Annotated in this window: 14 protein-coding genes and 1 tRNA gene; 7 read left to right on the forward strand and 8 right to left on the reverse strand. The window is 60.5% G+C overall.

The annotated features are described in order from the left end of the window. Positions 1 to 116 precede the first annotated feature (116 nt). Positions 117 to 1,796, forward strand: a complete 1,680-nt coding sequence (locus AADA15_RS18390; RefSeq protein WP_341643019.1) for an ABC transporter permease — start codon at positions 117 to 119, stop codon at positions 1,794 to 1,796. Positions 1,797 to 1,808: 12 nt separating this feature from the next. Here AADA15_RS18390 and AADA15_RS18395 read toward each other — a convergent pair whose 3' ends face one another. From AADA15_RS18395 to AADA15_RS18410, 4 genes are all read right to left on the reverse strand, one after another. Then, positions 1,809 to 2,669: a CobW family GTP-binding protein gene (locus tag AADA15_RS18395; RefSeq protein WP_341643020.1), complete on the reverse strand. Its 861-nt coding sequence runs from the start codon at positions 2,667 to 2,669 to the stop codon at positions 1,809 to 1,811. Between the two features lie 306 nt (positions 2,670 to 2,975). Continuing rightward, complete coding sequence (locus AADA15_RS18400; protein ID WP_341643021.1) at positions 2,976 to 3,992, reverse strand: Fe(3+) ABC transporter substrate-binding protein; 1,017 nt, start codon at positions 3,990 to 3,992, stop codon at positions 2,976 to 2,978. Between the two features lie 224 nt (positions 3,993 to 4,216). Continuing rightward, the gene (gene ykgO / locus AADA15_RS18405) at positions 4,217 to 4,342 is read right to left on the reverse strand and encodes a type B 50S ribosomal protein L36 (protein WP_008562923.1); all 126 of its coding nucleotides are present in this window, start codon (positions 4,340 to 4,342) and stop codon (positions 4,217 to 4,219) included. 80 nt (positions 4,343 to 4,422) lie between these two features. Then, positions 4,423 to 4,497 (reverse strand) — tRNA-Val (locus tag AADA15_RS18410). Positions 4,498 to 4,656: 159 nt separating this feature from the next. Here AADA15_RS18410 and AADA15_RS18415 point away from each other — a divergent pair. Beyond that, a complete protein-coding gene (locus tag AADA15_RS18415; RefSeq protein WP_341643022.1) occupies positions 4,657 to 5,547 on the forward strand; it encodes an N-formylglutamate amidohydrolase in 891 nt (296 codons plus the stop codon). Between the two features lie 21 nt (positions 5,548 to 5,568). On the opposite strand, the gene AADA15_RS18420 is transcribed toward AADA15_RS18415, so the two are convergent. Continuing rightward, positions 5,569 to 6,846, reverse strand: coding sequence for a DNA polymerase IV (locus AADA15_RS18420; protein ID WP_341643023.1), 1,278 nt, complete (start codon positions 6,844 to 6,846; stop codon positions 5,569 to 5,571). A gap of 96 nt (positions 6,847 to 6,942) precedes the next feature. On the opposite strand from AADA15_RS18420, the gene AADA15_RS18425 reads away from it, so the two are divergent. Further along, a complete protein-coding gene (locus tag AADA15_RS18425; RefSeq protein WP_341643024.1) occupies positions 6,943 to 7,347 on the forward strand; it encodes an NUDIX hydrolase in 405 nt (134 codons plus the stop codon). Between the two features lie 455 nt (positions 7,348 to 7,802). On the opposite strand, the gene pyrF is transcribed toward AADA15_RS18425, so the two are convergent. Continuing rightward, entirely contained in the window at positions 7,803 to 8,513 is a 711-nt protein-coding gene (gene pyrF / locus AADA15_RS18430) for an orotidine-5'-phosphate decarboxylase (RefSeq protein ID WP_341643025.1), read from the reverse strand. Positions 8,514 to 8,786: 273 nt separating this feature from the next. Between pyrF and clpB the strand changes: the two genes are divergently transcribed. Continuing rightward, positions 8,787 to 11,405, forward strand: a complete 2,619-nt coding sequence (gene clpB / locus AADA15_RS18435) for an ATP-dependent chaperone ClpB (RefSeq protein ID WP_341643026.1) — start codon at positions 8,787 to 8,789, stop codon at positions 11,403 to 11,405. 89 nt (positions 11,406 to 11,494) lie between these two features. Here clpB and AADA15_RS18440 read toward each other — a convergent pair whose 3' ends face one another. Both AADA15_RS18440 and AADA15_RS18445 read right to left on the reverse strand, forming a co-directional pair. Continuing rightward, positions 11,495 to 12,904, reverse strand: coding sequence for a methyl-accepting chemotaxis protein (locus AADA15_RS18440; protein WP_341643027.1), 1,410 nt, complete (start codon positions 12,902 to 12,904; stop codon positions 11,495 to 11,497). A 200-nt stretch (positions 12,905 to 13,104) separates the two neighbouring features. Then, the gene (locus AADA15_RS18445) at positions 13,105 to 13,566 is read right to left on the reverse strand and encodes a DUF302 domain-containing protein (RefSeq protein WP_437343225.1); all 462 of its coding nucleotides are present in this window, start codon (positions 13,564 to 13,566) and stop codon (positions 13,105 to 13,107) included. Between the two features lie 134 nt (positions 13,567 to 13,700). On the opposite strand from AADA15_RS18445, the gene AADA15_RS18450 reads away from it, so the two are divergent. The 3 genes from AADA15_RS18450 to msrQ all read left to right on the forward strand — a co-directional run bounded on the left by AADA15_RS18450 (position 13,701) and on the right by msrQ (position 16,780). Further along, complete coding sequence (locus AADA15_RS18450; protein ID WP_341643028.1) at positions 13,701 to 15,191, forward strand: FMN-binding glutamate synthase family protein; 1,491 nt, start codon at positions 13,701 to 13,703, stop codon at positions 15,189 to 15,191. A 69-nt stretch (positions 15,192 to 15,260) separates the two neighbouring features. Beyond that, positions 15,261 to 16,172, forward strand: a complete 912-nt coding sequence (gene msrP, locus AADA15_RS18455; RefSeq protein WP_341643029.1) for a protein-methionine-sulfoxide reductase catalytic subunit MsrP — start codon at positions 15,261 to 15,263, stop codon at positions 16,170 to 16,172. Then, positions 16,172 to 16,780 (forward strand): protein-methionine-sulfoxide reductase heme-binding subunit MsrQ, encoded by a 609-nt coding sequence (gene msrQ / locus AADA15_RS18460; RefSeq protein ID WP_341643030.1) that lies wholly within the window; start codon positions 16,172 to 16,174, stop codon positions 16,778 to 16,780. Before msrP ends, msrQ begins: the two co-directional genes overlap by 1 nt. Positions 16,781 to 16,959 lie beyond the last annotated feature (179 nt).

The following is a 16,959-nucleotide window of genomic DNA, read 5'->3' on the forward strand; positions in this document are numbered from 1 at the left end:
GCTGGAAAAAGGCCCGGTTGTTTTACGTTTTGGCCTTGCCCGTTTCCTGCTGGAATTTCCGACTTAAATGATCGAAATAGGAAAGGTGCCAAACCGCGAAGGAATCTCCTGTACCGATGACCGAGGCAAGCCACAGTCCTGACTATGCCCCCAAAGGCACCCGACGCGGGCGCAAGGGGGGCAGCGGTGTCTTTGCCGCGCTCGGTTGGGCCGTGGCCCTGGCCTGCGTTCTGCCGATGCTGGCCGTGGCGCTGGCTGCAATGATCGGCGGGACCGACACGATCACACACCTCGCTGAAACCGTGCTGCCGCGCTACCTTGGCACCACTGTGGTGCTGGTGACGCTGGTGTCGTTGGGCACCTTGCTTCTGGGGGTCGGGGCAGCCTGGCTCGTGACCATGACACGCTTTCCCGGCGTGCGCCTGTTCGAGATCGCTCTTGTTCTTCCTCTGGCCTTTCCAGCCTATGTGCTTGCCTATGCCTACACTTTCGTTCTGGATCATCCCGGCATCGTGCAGACCACGTTGCGGGACGTGACGGGCTGGGGGCCGCGGGATTACTGGTTCCCCGAGATCCGCTCGACCGGCGGCGCGGCGGTGATGCTGATCCTGGTCCTTTACCCTTATGTCTACCTTCTGGCGCGGGCGGCCTTCCTGCAGCAAAGCGCGGGTGCCTTTTTGGCCGCACGCGCTCTTGGCAAAAGTGCCTGGGAGGCGTTCTGGCGCGTGAGCCTTCCCATGGCGCGCCCGGCAATTGCCTCGGGCGTGCTGCTGGCGGTAATGGAGACGATCGCAGATTTCGGAACGGTGTCCTATTTCGGGGTGCAGACCTTTGCCACCGGCATCTACACCAGTTGGTTCTCGCTGGCGGACCGGGCCGGTGCGGCGCAGCTGGCGCTGTGTCTGTTGAGTTTCGCGCTGATGCTGGCGGTGATCGAGCGTTCGACGCGCGGCAAGGCGCGCTATCATCAGGCCGGCAAACATCACGCCGAGATGCCGCCTGCGGATCTGGCGGGGATGCGTGCCGTTGCGGCCTGGGTTCTGTGCGCTATCCCCGTGACGCTCGGATTTGTTCTGCCGGTGGTGATCCTCTTCAACATGGGGCTGCAGTCTGAACAGGATCTGCTGAGCCGCCGCTATGTCGGATTTATCCAGAATTCCCTGATCCTGGCCTCGGTTGCGGCCATGCTCACGGTGCTGGCGGCGGTGACGCTGGGCTTTTATCAGCGATTGCGTCCGGGGCGGGGGGCTTCCACGGCGGCCTATATGTCGCGGCTTGGATATGCGGTGCCGGGCGGGGTGATCGCGGTTGGCCTGATGGTACCCTTTGCGGCCTTTGACAATGCGCTGGATGCCTGGATGCGGGCCACTTTTGACATCCGTACCGGGCTTCTGATCACCGGATCGATCTGGCTCCTGGTGGCCGCCTACATTGTGCGGTTCCTGGCGGCAGCTCTTGGCGCTTATGAAAGCGGGCAGGCCACAGTGCATGCCAACATGGACGCGGCCGCGCGCTCTCTTGGGCAAAGCCCGCTCGGGATGCTGCGCCGCGTGCATTTGCCGATTCTGACACCAAGCCTGCTGACGGCCCTTCTGATCGTCTTTGTCGATGTCATGAAAGAACTGCCCGCAACGCTGATCATGCGCCCGTTCAACTATGACACACTGGCGGTGCAGGCGTATCGCCTTGCCTCGGACGAGCGGCTCGAAGGGGCGGCCGTGCCGTCGCTGGTGATCATGGCCGTTGGCCTGCTGCCGGTTATTCTGATCTGCCGTCAGGTGGGGCGGCGCAGATAACGGGGTGCCGCCTTAACTGTGCCACCAGGCGTCGATCTGCTGAGCCGAGATCCGGTCCGCAAGGCCAAGTCCCACCAGCATCGTCTCGTCAGCCTCACAATGGCGGGCCTCGACATGTCGGCCCACGATGTGCAGCTGATAGGCGCCGCCGGAGGTCAGCACATAGCCTTTCATGCGATAGAGACCCGCTGGCCTGTTTGCCAGCTTTTCACCCAATGCCCGTCTGTCCAGAGGATCCTTGCTTTGATAGTGCCAGGTCGCATAGGCGGGATGCGTGGTCACGGTTCGCCCCTTGGGAAGAGGGACAACGTCCAGCAAAAGATCTGACACAGGCGCCCCGTTCAGGACCGTGGGCGTGCGGGCGCCTATCTCTGTCAGTTTGTCTGCGAGGTCGGCACTCAGCGCTTCGCATTTCGAAATCAAGGTCAGGTCAGCCGCCCGAATTTGCTGAGTGAACTGCGGTGCAATGTCTTCATCCTCAAAAAGCGTAAGGGCATTCTCACCATCCACAAGGGTGATGATACCAGCATAGCTGAAGCCGCTTTCAGTCATGACCGTGTTGGTAATGGCAACGGGATCTGAAATGCCGCTTGCCTCGATGATAAGATGGCAAGGCTGGGTCTCTCGCTGGGCGATCTGGCGTAGCGTCATCGCAAGATCTGCACCCATGGTGCAACACACGCAACCGTTGGAAAGAGCGATGGTGTCCGCATCGGAGTCGCCGATCAGCTCTGCATCGATATTGATTGTACCAAAGTCGTTGACGATGACCGCCAGGTTCAGCCCGTGATCTTCGGCCAGAAGGCGGTTGATAAGGCTGGTCTTTCCTGCGCCAAGGTATCCGCTGATGATGGTAACCGGGAGCCGTCTCACAGCAGGGCTCCATGTGTTCCGGTCAATGATCCGGTGTTCGGGCAAGCCTGCATGTGTATCAATCCCCCTCTGAAAAAACTTCGCGATCTATAGGGGGCGGGCGCGTGTAGGTCCAGAAGTTCGGGGGGAAACTTAGCCTGTTTACCAACTGAAATCGGAAGAATCTGGAAAATCCAGATCATTTTCCGCAGGGACGCGGGCGGCGCCGTCATTTGCGTACATTTTACGAATGCGTATTGGGGGAGATTTGAAAGAAGGCGCAGGGTTTCCAGCGCCTTCCCTCGATACGATTCGCGTGTTCGGGGATTACTTCCAGCCGACCGCGTTGAAGATCTTCTGAGCCTCGGGGATGTTCTTGGCGACGTCCGACAGGTTCACATCGTCTGGTTTGAAGTGACCAAGGGCCGCGATGCTGGGGGCAAGGCCCACACCCGGAACGGCAGGGAATTCATCGTTGCCGGCCGAAAAATACTGTTGGGCCTGATCCGATGCCAGGTATTCCAGGAACTTGATGGCGTTCTCGCGGTTGGGCGCATGGGCTGCAACACCACCGCCAGAAAGGTTCATATGGGCGCCTTCCGTATTCTGCGACGGGAAGACCCAGCCGATCATGTCGCGGGAATCCGAGAGACCTTTGACGTCCTTGCGGATCGAACGTGCGAAGTAATAGCTGTTGGCCACAGAGATTTCGCACTCTCCCGACACGATGCCGCGCAGCTGATCGGTGTCACCGCCCTGCGGTTCGCGCGCCATGTTGGCGACCACGCCTTCGGCCCAGGATTTCGCCACATCGCTGCCGTGATGGGTGATGATCGAGGCCAGAAGGGTCTGGTTATAGGTGTTTGTGGACGACCGGATGCAGACCTGGCCCTTGTAGGCGGGATCGGCCAGATCCAGATAGGTCTGCGGCGGGTTTGCCACGTCTGCCTTATCGTAGAAAATGATGCGCGCGCGCTGGGAGAAGCCGAACCATTGGTTGTCTTCGTCCTGCAGGTAGCCCGGAACGCGGGCTTCCAGCGTTGCACTGTCGATCGCTTGCAGAACACCGGCATCCTTTGCACGGGCAAGGCGCGATGTGTCCACGGTCAGCAGGATATCCGCCGGAGAGTTTTCACCTTCGGCCTGCATGCGGGCAATCAGCTCGTCCGCCTTGCCTTCGATGCGGTTGATACGGATGCCAGTGGCCTCTTCGAAATCGGAATAGAGACGCTCGTCGGTGTCGTAGTGGCGCGAAGAATAGAGGTTCACTTCGCCTTCTGCAGCAGCAGAGGTCGCCATCGTGGCTGCCAGGGCACCGGCCAGGATCGTGGTTGCTTTGGACATGTTTTCTCCCATCAAACAGGTTTGATCGTTTCTGACTGATTTAGTCAATTAAATGATTCTGAGATGAATGAAAACAAAAACTGACAATTTTACTTGGAAAACCGTTCCTGCCTTGCGCTGCGGGATTTTGTCTGATTTTGGATGCCGTTGCCACGAAAACAAAAAACCGCATCCGAGGATGCGGTTTTCGAAAACTAAACGTGGCTGTTTTCAGCCCTGATCAGTTAGCCCTGGCGCGCTTTGAAGCGGCGCTGGGTCTTGTTGATCACGTAGACGCGGCCCTTGCGACGCACAACGCGGCAGTCACGGTGCCGGTTCTTGAGCGAGCGGAGCGAGTTCTTGACCTTCATGGTCCTTCTCCTGTTCTGCGGCGCGAACCAGCGCCTGGGTTAGCGGGTGTTTCGACCCTTGGGCCAAAACAATGAATTCATGGTGGGCGATACAAGGTTCGAACTTGTGACCCCTTCGATGTCAACGAAGTGCTCTACCGCTGAGCTAATCGCCCATGAAACCCTTGCAGCACCTGGCCCCAGAAACAAACGGGGCGCGGGGTGCCGCGCCGGTGAAGGGGTCTATAATAAGAGTCGCGAGAGGGTGCAAGAGCTTTTGACCCCAGAAATTTCCGCTCTATGCTGTTTCTGAGTTTCATGGGGCCGGAGCCGCGATGTCAGACGCTGCATTTTCTGTATTTCCACCGCGGAACCTTTGCTCTGCGGCTGTTTTTGCCTCTCCGCACAGCGGCAGCGACTACCCGGTCCATTTCTTGCGGGAATCGATTCTCGATGGACAGCGTATCCGTAGTTCCGAAGACGCCTTTGTGGATCAGCTGTTCTCGGCGGCGCCCGAATACGGCGCTCCCTTGCTGATTGCAAGGAAACCGCGGGCCTATCTGGACCTCAACCGCTCCCCCGAAGAGCTGGACCCGGCGCTGCTCGAGGGGGTCGCGCGGCGCGGGCAGAATCCGCGTGTGGCCTCGGGGCTCGGGGTGATCCCGCGGGTGGTCGCGGGTGGTCGCGCGATTTATCGGGGGAAACTCCCCATCGCAGAGGCGCACAGGCGCATAGAAGAGTATTGGAAACCGTACCATCGCGCTTTGCAGGGTCTGCTGGACCGGGCGCATGAGCAGTTCGGCCACGCGATCCTGGTAGATTGCCACTCCATGCCGCATGAGGCGCTTGAAACCATGCCAAGGCGGGCAGGCCATCTGCCGGATGTGGTGCTTGGGGATCGGTTCGGTGCGGCCGCCTCGGGTGAGATCGTCGACAGGATCGAAGCGGCCTTTGTCCGCGGTGGCTTGCGGGTGGCCCGCAATGCGCCTTTTGCCGGCGCCTACATTACCCAGGCCTACGGACGCCCCTCGCGCAATCAGCATGCGGTTCAGGTGGAAATTGATCGCTCTCTCTACATGGACGAGGATGCTATCCGCCCGAACAGGAACTTTGCCGCGCTGCAAGAGGTTCTGCGTGAGGTGATTGCCGAAATCACCGGGGAAAAAGTGGTGGATCGGGGTGTTGGGGGTACGGCTTCCGTGGCGCGCCCCATGGCGGCAGAGTAAACTGGCCAGGGTTGCCCCTGTTCAACGCAACGCGCGCCCCTTGAGAATGGCACCTTTGCCGAATCGCTTGCGGATGGCATCGCTGGCGCGCTCGGCTTCGGCCCTTTTTCCCGCCTGCGGGTCCAGCAGGTCGCCGGTATCATCGGCCTGATCCGCAGGGACCAATTCGGAAATCCCGCAGCCAAGCAGACGATAAGGGCCCTCATTGCCCACCTGATCCAACAGTGCACGTGCGGTACGATAGATCGTATCAGCCATTTGCGTGGGGCTGCGCAAGGCGATGCGACGGGTCAGCGCGGTGTGGTTGGCGCGTTTCAGTTTCAGCGTGACCACGCGCCCCGCCTTATCCTTGGCCTTGGCGCGATCCGATACCTGCTCGGCCAGACGCCAAAGGTGACTGTCCAGAACCTCGGTGCTGGCGGTGTCTTCAAAAAAAGTCGTTTCCTTCGAGATCGATTTGACAGGGGCATTTGCGGATACGCGTCGCCGGTCCTCTCCGCGCGCCAGGTGCCACAGCCGGTCGCCCATCGAGCCGAACCGGGCGTGAAGATCCTGCCGTTCCCAGCGCAGAAGGTCAGCAAAGCTGCGAATGCCTGCCCGCTCCAGCGAGGCCTGCGCCGCAGGGCCAATGCCCCAGATCAAACGCACCGGTTTGTCGTGCAGGAACTCCGCCGTTTCCGCCTTGCCGATCACCGAGAATCCGCGCGGTTTATCAAGATCCGAGGCGACCTTGGCGAGGAACTTGTTGTGGCTGAGGCCGATCGAGCCGGTGATTCCAAGTTCCTCTTTCATGCGTTTGACGAGTCGCGCCAGCATCACCGCAGGAGGCGCGCCATGTAGTTTTTCGGTGCCCGACAGATCCAAAAAGGCCTCGTCCAGCGACAGCGGCTCCACATCCGGCGTCAGCTCATACATCATGTCGCGGATCGCGCGGCTGACCTCGGCGTAGACATGCATTCTGGGCTTGATCACCACCGCATCGGGGCAGAGCTTGAGCGCCTGAAACATCGGCATCGCGGATTTCACGCCGCGAATGCGCGCCACATAGCAGGCGGTCGAAACCACGCCGCGCCGACCGCCGCCGATGATCACGGGTTTTTCGGCAAGGGCAGGGTCATCGCGTTTTTCAACACTGGCATAGAAGGCATCGCAATCCATATGGGCGATGCTGAGCGAGAACAGCTCGTCATGCACCTTCACGCGGGGGCTGCCACAGATCGGACAACGCAGCGGGCGGCGCTGCGGCACCATCACCTGATGCAGGCAATCTCGGCACAGGGCTGAGGGTGAGGGAGACATGATGAACGCGAGGCTTGGTCGTTGCTGTGGCAGGGGATCAGTGTACTGTGCGCTCACAGCCTTGTCTTTAGGCCATTGTATGAGCAGCTGCAGATCATGACGTTTTCTGGTGCCAAACTTGCCTTGTTTCTGGGGTCTAAACTCGTTGTGATTCAGCGCGACGACAAGCCGGACATTCCCTACCCCGGTCACTGGGATCTGCCTGGTGGTGGGCGCGAAGGCGATGAGACACCCGAGGTTTGCGCCCTGCGCGAAACCGAAGAGGAAATCGGTCTGCGACTGAAGCCTGCCGACCTTTCTTGGACGCGGCACTATCAGCGCCCGCGCGGCCGGGTCTGGTTCTTCGTTTCGCACCAGCCTGCCGAGCTGGCGTTGCGGATCCGGCTTGGCTCGGAAGGTCAGAGGTGGAGTTTGATGGCACCACAGGACTACTGTGCGCATGCCCTGGCGGTGCCGCATTTCGTCACGCAGCTTCGAGATTACCTCGATCAGCCGCTCTGAAGGGGCTGCGAAAGCGCTTCGTGATGGGGGGCTAAGAAAATCCCCCGCACGTGATGGCGGGGGCAGGTGACGAACCTCAGGAAGACCAGTTCGTCTGGGGAGTGTTGTCTCCAGACTCGCCGATCCAGCCGAGTGACGCAAATTTTGCGCCCATAAAAACTGTTCGCGTCACCGTGCGCTGTGCCTTTCGGGACACAGCGTTGTGGACTGTTGCATACAGATCCGTTTGGTATTCTTGTTAATTATTATGAGGTTGACGCTCAGTCACTTGGTGTTGGCTGCGGAAAAGAGTCATACGCACGCCTGCGTCCCGAACGCCTCGTTTTGCACAAAAAATGTGCAAATATGGTCGGTCGGTGCCGTTGTTATCCGAAACGGCGTCACAAGATTGCCGTTTCGGATGCACGTGGCTGCATGGTTTTTTACTTGGCGCACCCGCGATGGGGTTGATCTTCCTAAAGGCTGCGCAGTTCTTCCAGGATCGCTTCTGCCGCTTTGAGCGGGTCTGCGGCTCGCCAGATCGGGCGGCCAACAACGATGTGATCGGCGCCGTCAGCAATGGCGCTGGCTGGGGTGGCGACGCGTTTCTGATCGCCGAGGTCCGCACCTGCGGGGCGCACGCCGGGGGTCACGATCAGCTTGCCCTCTGCCTCGGGGAGGGCGCGGATGAGGGCGGCCTCCTGCGGGCTGGCGATGACACCGTCCGCACCGGCGGCAAAGGCATTGCCTGCACGTTCCTGTACCAGATCGCGGATCTCACCGGGTTTGATCAGCGCGCTGTCCAGATCGGCGCGGTCCAGCGAGGTCAGGATCGTCACGGCGAGGATCTTCATCTCCTTGCCGGCTGCGCCTTCCTTGGCCGCGCGCACCACGTAGGGGTCACCATGTACCGTCAGGAAATCGAGATCGAACTGCGCCAGCCCGCGCACGGCGTTTTCCACCGTGGCGCCGATGTCGAACAGCTTCATGTCGAGGAAGATCCGCTTGCCGTGTTCCTGCTTCAGCTCATTCGCCAGCGCCAGCCCGCCTCCCGTCAGCATGCCAAGGCCGATCTTGTAGAAAGAGACCGCATCGCCCAGGGTCTCCGCCAGTTTCAGCCCGTCAAGGGCGTTGGGAACATCCATGGCAACGATCAGGCGGTCATCGGCGAGCGGTGTGGCAGACATGGCGGAACTCCGGTTTTCTTGGGCGGCAGGGAAAAGGAAATTGCGCTTTCCTAATCCCTGCTGCGCGGTTCGGAAACCCTAAAAAGCAAGGTATCTGGCGTCTCGCTCCATGCAACGGATTTGATCGAGGTCAGAGAAAATGAACCGCTTTGCGGCCAGTATGCCCTTGAAGGGAGGCCAAGACTTCCCAAGTAGATCTGTGAGGCCCGGACCGGGGCGTGCCGCCAAGCGGGCGCTGCCATATTGATCGGGCGCTTGTAAAAGGAGAGAGAGATGGACTTGAGCAAGTTCACCGAGCGTGCACGCGGTTTCGTGCAGGCGGCGCAGACCATTGCCCTGCGCGAAGAGCACCAGCGCATGGTGCCCGAACACCTTTTGAAAGCTTTGATGGATGACGAGCAGGGGCTTGCGGCCAACCTGATCACCCGCGCGGGCGGCGATGCCACCCAGGTTGCGGGATCGGCTGATGCCGCTGTTTCCAAACTGCCCAAGGTCAGCGGCGATGCGGGCCAGATGTATCTCGACCAGCAGACCGCCAAGGTGCTGGATGAGGCGGCAAAGATTGCTGACAAGGCTGGAGACAGCTTCGTGCCGGTCGAACGCATCCTGATGGCGCTTTGCATGGTCAAATCCAAGGCCAAGGAGGCGTTGGAGGCAGGCAATGTCACCGCGCAGAAGCTGAACGAGGCGATCAACGACATTCGCAAGGGCCGCACCGCCGACAGCGCCACCGCCGAAGAAGGCTATGATGCGCTGAAGAAATACGCCCGTGACCTGACCGAGGCCGCCCGTGAGGGCAAGATCGACCCGATCATCGGCCGGGACGAGGAAATCCGCCGCGCCATGCAGGTGCTGAGCCGCCGCACCAAGAACAACCCGGTGCTGATCGGTGAGCCGGGCGTCGGCAAGACCGCCATCGCCGAAGGCATGGCGCTGCGCATCGTCAACGGTGATGTGCCCGAATCCCTGCGTGACAAGAAGCTGCTGGCGCTGGACATGGGCGCGCTGATCGCCGGTGCAAAATACCGCGGTGAGTTCGAGGAACGCCTGAAGGCGGTCCTGACCGAGGTGACCGAAGCCGCCGGTGAGATCATCCTGTTCATCGACGAGATGCACACCCTTGTGGGGGCGGGCAAATCCGATGGTGCCATGGATGCGGCCAACTTGATCAAGCCTGCGCTTGCCCGGGGCGAGCTGCACTGCATCGGGGCGACCACGCTGGATGAATACCGCAAGTATGTGGAGAAAGATGCGGCCCTGGCCCGCCGGTTCCAGCCCGTGATGGTGACCGAACCGACGGTTGAGGATACGATCTCGATCCTGCGCGGCATCAAGGAGAAGTATGAGCTGCACCACGGTGTGCGCATTGCTGATGCGGCTTTGGTGGCGGCGGCGACCCTGTCGAATCGCTACATCACCGACCGCTTTCTGCCGGACAAGGCCATCGACCTTATGGATGAGGCCGCCAGCCGTCTGCGCATGCAGGTGGACAGCAAGCCCGAAGAGCTGGACGCGCTCGACCGCCAGATCCTGCAGATGCAGATCGAGGAAGAGGCTCTGAAGCTGGAAGACGATGCCGCTTCGCGCGATCGCCTGGAAACGCTGCAAAAAGAGCTGTCGGACCTGCAGGAGCAGAGCGCCGAGATGACCGCGCAGTGGCAGGCTGAACGCGACAAGCTGGCCGGCGCCCGCGATCTGAAAGAGCAGCTCGACAAGGCGCGCGCGGAACTTGACATCGCCAAACGCGAAGGCAATCTCGCCCGTGCGGGGGAGCTGTCCTACGGTGTCATTCCGGGGCTGGAGAAACAGCTGGCCGAGGCCGAGGAAAAGGAACAGCAGGGTCTGATGGTCGAAGAGGCCGTCCGCCCCGAGCAGATCGCCGGTGTGGTCGAGCGCTGGACCGGGATCCCGACCTCCAAGATGCTCGAGGGCGAGCGCGACAAACTGCTCCGGATGGAGGATGACCTGCACGCCCGCGTGATCGGCCAGAACTCGGCCGTGACAGCGGTGGCAAATGCGGTGCGCCGCGCGCGTGCCGGACTCAATGACGAGAACCGCCCGCTGGGCAGCTTTCTGTTCCTTGGACCGACCGGCGTCGGCAAGACCGAACTGACCAAGGCGGTGGCGAACTTCCTGTTTGATGACGACAACGCGATGGTGCGCATCGACATGTCCGAATTCATGGAGAAACACAGCGTTGCGCGTCTGATCGGTGCCCCTCCGGGCTATGTCGGCTACGAGGAAGGTGGCGTTCTGACCGAGGCCGTGCGGCGGCGTCCCTATCAGGTGGTTCTGTTCGACGAGGTCGAAAAGGCGCACCCGGATGTGTTCAACGTGCTCTTGCAGGTGCTCGATGACGGTATGCTGACCGATGGTCAGGGGCGTACCGTGGACTTCAAGCAGACGCTGATCATCCTGACCTCGAACCTGGGCGCGCAGGCGTTGAGCCAACTGCCCGAAGGTGCCGATGCGGCAGACGCCAAGCGCGACGTGATGGATGCGGTGCGGGCGCATTTCCGCCCCGAGTTCCTGAACCGTCTGGACGAGACGATCATCTTCGACCGTCTGGCCCGCGCGGATATGGACGGGATCGTCACCATTCAGCTCAAGCGGCTTGAGAAGCGTCTGGCCGATCGCAAGATCACCCTGCAGCTGGATGAGGGCGCGAAAACCTGGCTGGCCGATGAAGGCTATGATCCGGTCTTTGGTGCGCGCCCCTTGAAGCGCGTGATCCAGCGTGCCTTGCAGAACCCGCTGGCTGAACTCCTGCTGGCCGGAGATATCCGTGATGGCGACACCGTTCCGATCTCTGCTGGGGCCGAAGGGTTGATCATCGGCGACCGGATCGGCACCAGTGATCGTCCCAAACCGGACGATGCGGTCGTGCACTAAGCACTGTCCTTGCGCAAAATAGATCAAGGCCCGCCAGATTTGGCGGGCCTTTTCCATGAAATCTGAGCGTAGATGCGCCGCGCGTGGCCTTAGAAATCGTCCCAGCCGTTCACCACGGCTGCGCGGGCAGGTGACGTTGCTGCGCGGGCTGCAGGGGCTGGGGGATGCGCGACTGGTGCAACGGCGCGGATCCCGGTCGTGCCGCTGGTGCGGAATTGAGCCACCTGCTGCGAGAGTTCCTTGGCGGTGTTGGCCATGGTCTGGCTGGCCTCGGTGGCTTCCTCCACCATGGCGGCATTGCTTTGGGTGACCTCATCAAGCTGCCCCATGCCGGTGTTGATCTCGGATAGGGTTGCCGATTGTTCCTGTGTACCTCGCGCGATATCGCTGACATGGCCGGAAATTGTGCTGACGCTTTCGATAATGGTTTTCAATTCCCCGCCGGCGCGACCCACAAGGTCTACGCCATGCACCACATGAGTCGAACTGTCGGTGATCAGCTGTTTGATCTCGCTTGCCGCCTCGGTCGAGCGTTTCGCAAGCGCTCGCACCTCGGATGCGACCACGGCAAAACCGCGCCCCGCATCGCCCGCGCGTGCCGCTTCGACCCCGGCATTCAGTGCCAGAAGGCTGGTCTGGAAGGAAATATCGTCGATCACGGTCAGGATGGTCGAAATCTTCTCGGAAGAGGCCTTGATCTGATCCATCGCGTCGATCGCCTCCTGAACCACCGTGCTGCTGCCTTCGGCCGTTGCCTTGGCGCCGGTGACGACCTGCTCCACGTCACGGGCGCCCTGGGCCGCGGATCTGACGGTGGAGGTCAGCTCTTCGATGGCGGCGGCGGTCTGTTCCAGCGTTGCGGCCTGGGTTTCGGTGCGGGTGGACAGTTCGGTCGAGGAATGGCTGATCTCCTGGGCCGTTTGCTCAACCGTGTCGGAGACGGATTTCACGGTCGAGATCACTGTCTCGAGTTGAGTCACGGCCTCGTTGAAATCACGTGCAACAGCGCCAAGATCCTCGATGTCGGACACGGGGATGCGGTGGTCCAGCGCCCCGTTGCGCAGTGCAACCAACCCGCGCGAAATGTCCTGAATGGCCTTGCGGCGATGGGTGACATTGGTGCCGAGCTTGACGATCTTGCGAAGCTGGCCGTCGGCGCTCATCACCGGCGCAAAGGTGGCCTGTATCCACTGCTCGGAACCGGATTTGCACTTCATCGGGTACTGATCGGTGAAATGCTCCCCCTTGCACAGGGCGGACCACAAAGCCTTGTATTCGGCGCTGGCCGCATAGTCCGGAGCCAGCAGCATCGAGTGTTTCTTGCCAATCAGATCGGCCTCGGAATAGCCGACCGAGGTGAGGAAATTCTCATTGGCGCGCAGGATCGTCCCATCCGGGCTGAATTCGATCACGGCCTGCGTTTTTTCTAAGACGTCCAGTATGCCAAGCAGGTCTTCCTGATCTTGTGCGCGTTCGGCAGTCTTGAATTTGAAAAACATGAGACCTCTTCTTCCGCAGTATGTGCCCGATGGGCGTCAGGAAGAGGTGATATTTTTGTGGTATTAAATTTGCGCTAATTTTCACGCGCTATCAGCTTGAAGATGCTGAAACTTTTGACCGCAGGCCGAAAGGTGTCGGCCTGCAGGTGTTGCGAGGACGCATGGTTTGGCGGTCTTGTCTGTCCGATCCTCAGCCTTTGCTATTCTTCGATGGCGTCGCGCACGATGCCGTCCAGCAGGTCCTGGATGGCCTGCATCTCACCTTCGGGAAATGCGCGGTAACCAACGGTGATTTCGTCCTTGCCGGGAAACTGCGCCACGAAGATGTCATAGGGGCAGAACATGATGTTCATCGGATCGGCCTCCATCACCTGCCGCGACAGCTGCGCCGAGCAGAAGGAATATACGTCCGCCTTTTCGAAAAGAACGATTTCGGAACCCACGTCAGCGCGCGTACGCTCCAGCATATCGCCCACATGACTGATGTGATCCACCAGAAGCCCTCGGTCGGTAATGGCGTTTTCAAGGCCAAAGGTCACATCGTCAAAGGACAGGGTCGTGGTATAACTGACCATGTCCCCTGCCAAGGCGCTGGTGGCCATGGACAGGGCGGTGACCGAGGCTGTGACTGTGGCCGCAAGGGTGGCAACAATGGATTTCATGGATAATCTCCCTTTTGTGAGCAGTGCTCGCTTGCTCGCCCCGGCATTCCTCCCCAGTCTAGAAGAGCGGGGGCGGCGGTGTCATCGGTCGCGCGCCTCATTCGGCATATATAATATCATATAGGAGTTTTTGAATGGGTATTGCGGCGAATGCCATGGAATTCCTGGCGCTGGCTTTCGTTCTTGCCTTGGGGGCCTTTGGTCTCCTGGTGCTGGCCCTGTTCCTGGTGGACAGGCTACAGACACGGGACGCCATCCGGCGTAACTATCCCGTGATCGGGCGCTTTCGGCATATCTTCAGCACCCTAGGCGAGTTCTTCCGGCAGTATTTCTTTGCCATGGACCGCGAGGAACTGCCCTTCAACCGCGCGCAGCGCGAATGGGTGAATCGCGCCAGCGAAGGGCAGGGCAACACCGTGGCCTTTGGCTCGACCCGCAACACATCGGTGCCGGGCACGGCAATCTTTGTGAACGCGCCCTTTCCGCCGCTGGACGATCAATACGCCAAATCCGAGCCCATGGTGATCGGCGCAGGGGCGCGGGTACCCTACCGCGCGCCGTCCTTCTTCAATATCTCCGGTATGAGTTATGGCGCCCTGTCGCGGCCTGCCGTGCGGGCCCTGAGCCGGGGTGCGCGCGAGGCCGGCGTCTGGATGAACACCGGCGAGGGTGGTCTCAGCCCGTTTCACCTTGAGGGCGGCTGCGACATCGTTTTCCAGATCGGCACCGCCAAGTACGGCGTGCGCGACGAACACGGCAACCTGAGCGACGATAAGCTGCGCAAGATGTCCGAGCATCCTTGCGTGCGGATGTTCGAGCTCAAGCTCTCTCAAGGGGCCAAGCCGGGCAAGGGTGGCATTCTGCCCGCAGCCAAGGTCAACGCCGAGATTGCCGCCATTCGCGGCATCCCCGAGGGCAAGGCCAGTATCTCTCCGAATCGGCATCCCGAGATCGGGAATTATGACGAACTATTGGACATGATCGCTCGCGTGCGTGACATCACAGGCAAGCCGGTGGGGGTTAAGACGGTTGTCGGCTCGGAGGCCGCAATGCGCGAGATGTTCATGAACATCGCGACGCGCCCGGATGATGCACCGGATTTCATCACCATTGATGGCGGTGAGGGCGGCACGGGCGCCGCGCCCATGCCCCTGATCGATCTGGTTGGCATGTCGGTGCGCGAGGCGTTGCCGATGGTCTGCAACCTGCGCGACGAATACGGAATGAAGGATCGCATCCGCCTGATTGCCAGCGGCAAGCTCGTCAACCCCGGCGACGTGGCCTGGGCGCTGGCGGCAGGGGCCGATTTCGTGACTTCGGCCCGCGGTTTCATGTTTTCCCTTGGCTGCATTCAGGCGCTGAAGTGCAACAAGAATACCTGCCCCACCGGCATAACCACCCATGATGCCCGTCTGCAAAAAGGGTTGGTGGTTGAGGACAAGTACATGCGCGTGGCTCGCTATGCCAGAGAGGTAATCCACGAGGTTGAAACCATTGCGCATTCTGTCGGGGTGACGGAACCGCGCAAACTGCGCCGTCGCCATGTGCGGATGGTTCTGGATGATGGCACCTCGCGGCCGATGAACGAGATCATGCCAAGTTACAGTGCCATCGCGGACTCGTGACAGGATATGTTTTGGCAGGCTGGGCCTGCTGCGCTAGCTCTGGTTCAAGAACAGAAAAGGAGCGCGCAAATGGCCCGTCGCTGGACCAACACCCTGACACCTGAGGATGTCACCCCAGAGGCTGCCTTCTGGAACCGCCGCCAAATCATCGCGGGCATTGCGGGGATGGGGCTTGCGTCTCTTTCGGGGGCAGGGCAGGCACAGGCCGCAGAAGGTGATCTGGAGCCCAACAGCTGGGAAGACGTGACCAGCTACTGCAACTTCTATGAGTTCGGAACCGGCAAGGGCGACCCGGCGGCCTATGCGGGCCGGATGACCACCTCTCCATGGAGCGTCAAGATCGACGGGCTGGTGGATAAACCCGGCGACTATGATTTCCAGCAGATCCTGGGAGAGATGACCATCGAGGAACGTATCTACCGTTTCCGCTGTGTCGAAGCCTGGTCGATGGTGGTGCCCTGGAACGGATTTGAACTGGCAGACCTGCTGAATATGGCGGGCGTTCAGGAGGGTGCGAAATACGTGGCGTTCGAAACGCTATACCGGCCCGAGGAAATGCCGGGCACAGCCTACCGCGTACTTGACTGGCCCTACCGCGAGGGGCTGCGTCTGGATGAGGCTATGCATCCCCTGACCCTGATGGCAACGGGCATCTTCGGCAAACCGCTCCCCAACCAGAACGGTGCACCGCTGCGGCTGGTGGTGCCGTGGAAATATGGCTTCAAGTCCATCAAATCTATTGTCCGCATCACCCTCACAGATAAAGAGCCGCCGACCAGCTGGAAGATGGCCAACGCGCGAGAGTACGGCTTCTATAGTAATGTGAATCCCAATGTGGATCACCCGCGCTGGAGCCAGGCCACCGAACGGCGGATCGGGGGCGGATTGTTCGCCCGCCGTCAGCCGACCCTGATGTTCAACGGATACGAAGAAGACGTCGCCTCACTTTATGAAGGTATGGATCTGACCAAACAGTTCTGATGGAGCGCGTGAACCAAACCCTGCGACGGATCCCGGTCTGGAGCCTATACCTGCTTGGGCTCCTACCTTTGCCGTGGCTCTTCTACCTCGGCCTTACGGGCGGCTTGGGGCCGGAACCCGTGAAGGCGCTGGAGCATGAATATGGGGAGCTGGCGCTGAAGCTTCTGGTGCTGGTTCTTGCAGTGACGCCCCTGCGCCGGTTTCCGGGCCTCAACCTGATGAAGTTCCGCAGGGCGCTGGGCGTGTTGTGCTTTGCCTATGTCCTTGCGCATTTTCTGGTCTGGCTCGTACTGGACGTTCAGATCCCCTCGCAAATCCTCGCAGATATCGTGAAGCGCCCCTACATCACGGTGGGCATGGCAGCTTTCCTGCTGATGGTTCCCCTGGCGGTGACCTCCAACAATGGTTCGGTACGCCGCCTCGGCTCGCGCTGGCGCAAGCTGCACCGTCTGACCTACCCGGTCGCCGTGTTCGGTGCCGTCCACTACGTCCTCCTGGTGAAGGGATTTCAGCTCGAACCCGTAGCTTACCTTGCCATGATCCTGCTGCTTCTCATCCTCCGCCTCCCGATCATAAAGGATCAACCGGCGGGTCGAGCGCGCGAGTAGCCGCACTTTCGGCATTTGATTGCTCAATTATTGGGCAGATGAAAGTTTTTTGAAGAAATCGGATTTTTTCCCTTGCGCCTTTCGGGAACTAGCCATAAATAGCCCTTCACCGGCGGCGCTGAGGCGCTGGTGGGTCGCTTCTGAGACGGAGCGGGACGGATCGGAGAGACGGTTGGACA

This window comes from Phycobacter sedimenti, from assembly GCF_038148855.1.
GTDB classification, from domain to species: domain Bacteria; phylum Pseudomonadota; class Alphaproteobacteria; order Rhodobacterales; family Rhodobacteraceae; genus Phycobacter; species Phycobacter sedimenti.

Excerpts from the sequence above, each read along its gene's own strand:
- AADA15_RS18390 (WP_341643019.1), top strand. The coding sequence starts at position 117 with ATGACCGAGGCAAGCCACAGTCCTGACTATGCCCCCAAAGGCACCCGA.
- AADA15_RS18400 (WP_341643021.1), bottom strand. The coding sequence starts at position 3,992 with ATGTCCAAAGCAACCACGATCCTGGCCGGTGCCCTGGCAGCCACGATG.
- ykgO (WP_008562923.1), bottom strand. The coding sequence starts at position 4,342 with ATGAAGGTCAAGAACTCGCTCCGCTCGCTCAAGAACCGGCACCGTGAC.
- AADA15_RS18415 (WP_341643022.1), top strand. The coding sequence starts at position 4,657 with ATGTCAGACGCTGCATTTTCTGTATTTCCACCGCGGAACCTTTGCTCT.
- AADA15_RS18420 (WP_341643023.1), bottom strand. The coding sequence starts at position 6,846 with ATGTCTCCCTCACCCTCAGCCCTGTGCCGAGATTGCCTGCATCAGGTG.
- AADA15_RS18425 (WP_341643024.1), top strand. The coding sequence starts at position 6,943 with ATGACGTTTTCTGGTGCCAAACTTGCCTTGTTTCTGGGGTCTAAACTC.
- pyrF (WP_341643025.1), bottom strand. The coding sequence starts at position 8,513 with ATGTCTGCCACACCGCTCGCCGATGACCGCCTGATCGTTGCCATGGAT.
- clpB (WP_341643026.1), top strand. The coding sequence starts at position 8,787 with ATGGACTTGAGCAAGTTCACCGAGCGTGCACGCGGTTTCGTGCAGGCG.
- AADA15_RS18440 (WP_341643027.1), bottom strand. The coding sequence starts at position 12,904 with ATGTTTTTCAAATTCAAGACTGCCGAACGCGCACAAGATCAGGAAGAC.
- AADA15_RS18445 (WP_437343225.1), bottom strand. The coding sequence starts at position 13,566 with ATGAAATCCATTGTTGCCACCCTTGCGGCCACAGTCACAGCCTCGGTC.
- AADA15_RS18450 (WP_341643028.1), top strand. The coding sequence starts at position 13,701 with ATGGGTATTGCGGCGAATGCCATGGAATTCCTGGCGCTGGCTTTCGTT.
- msrP (WP_341643029.1), top strand. The coding sequence starts at position 15,261 with ATGGCCCGTCGCTGGACCAACACCCTGACACCTGAGGATGTCACCCCA.
- msrQ (WP_341643030.1), top strand. The coding sequence starts at position 16,172 with ATGGAGCGCGTGAACCAAACCCTGCGACGGATCCCGGTCTGGAGCCTA.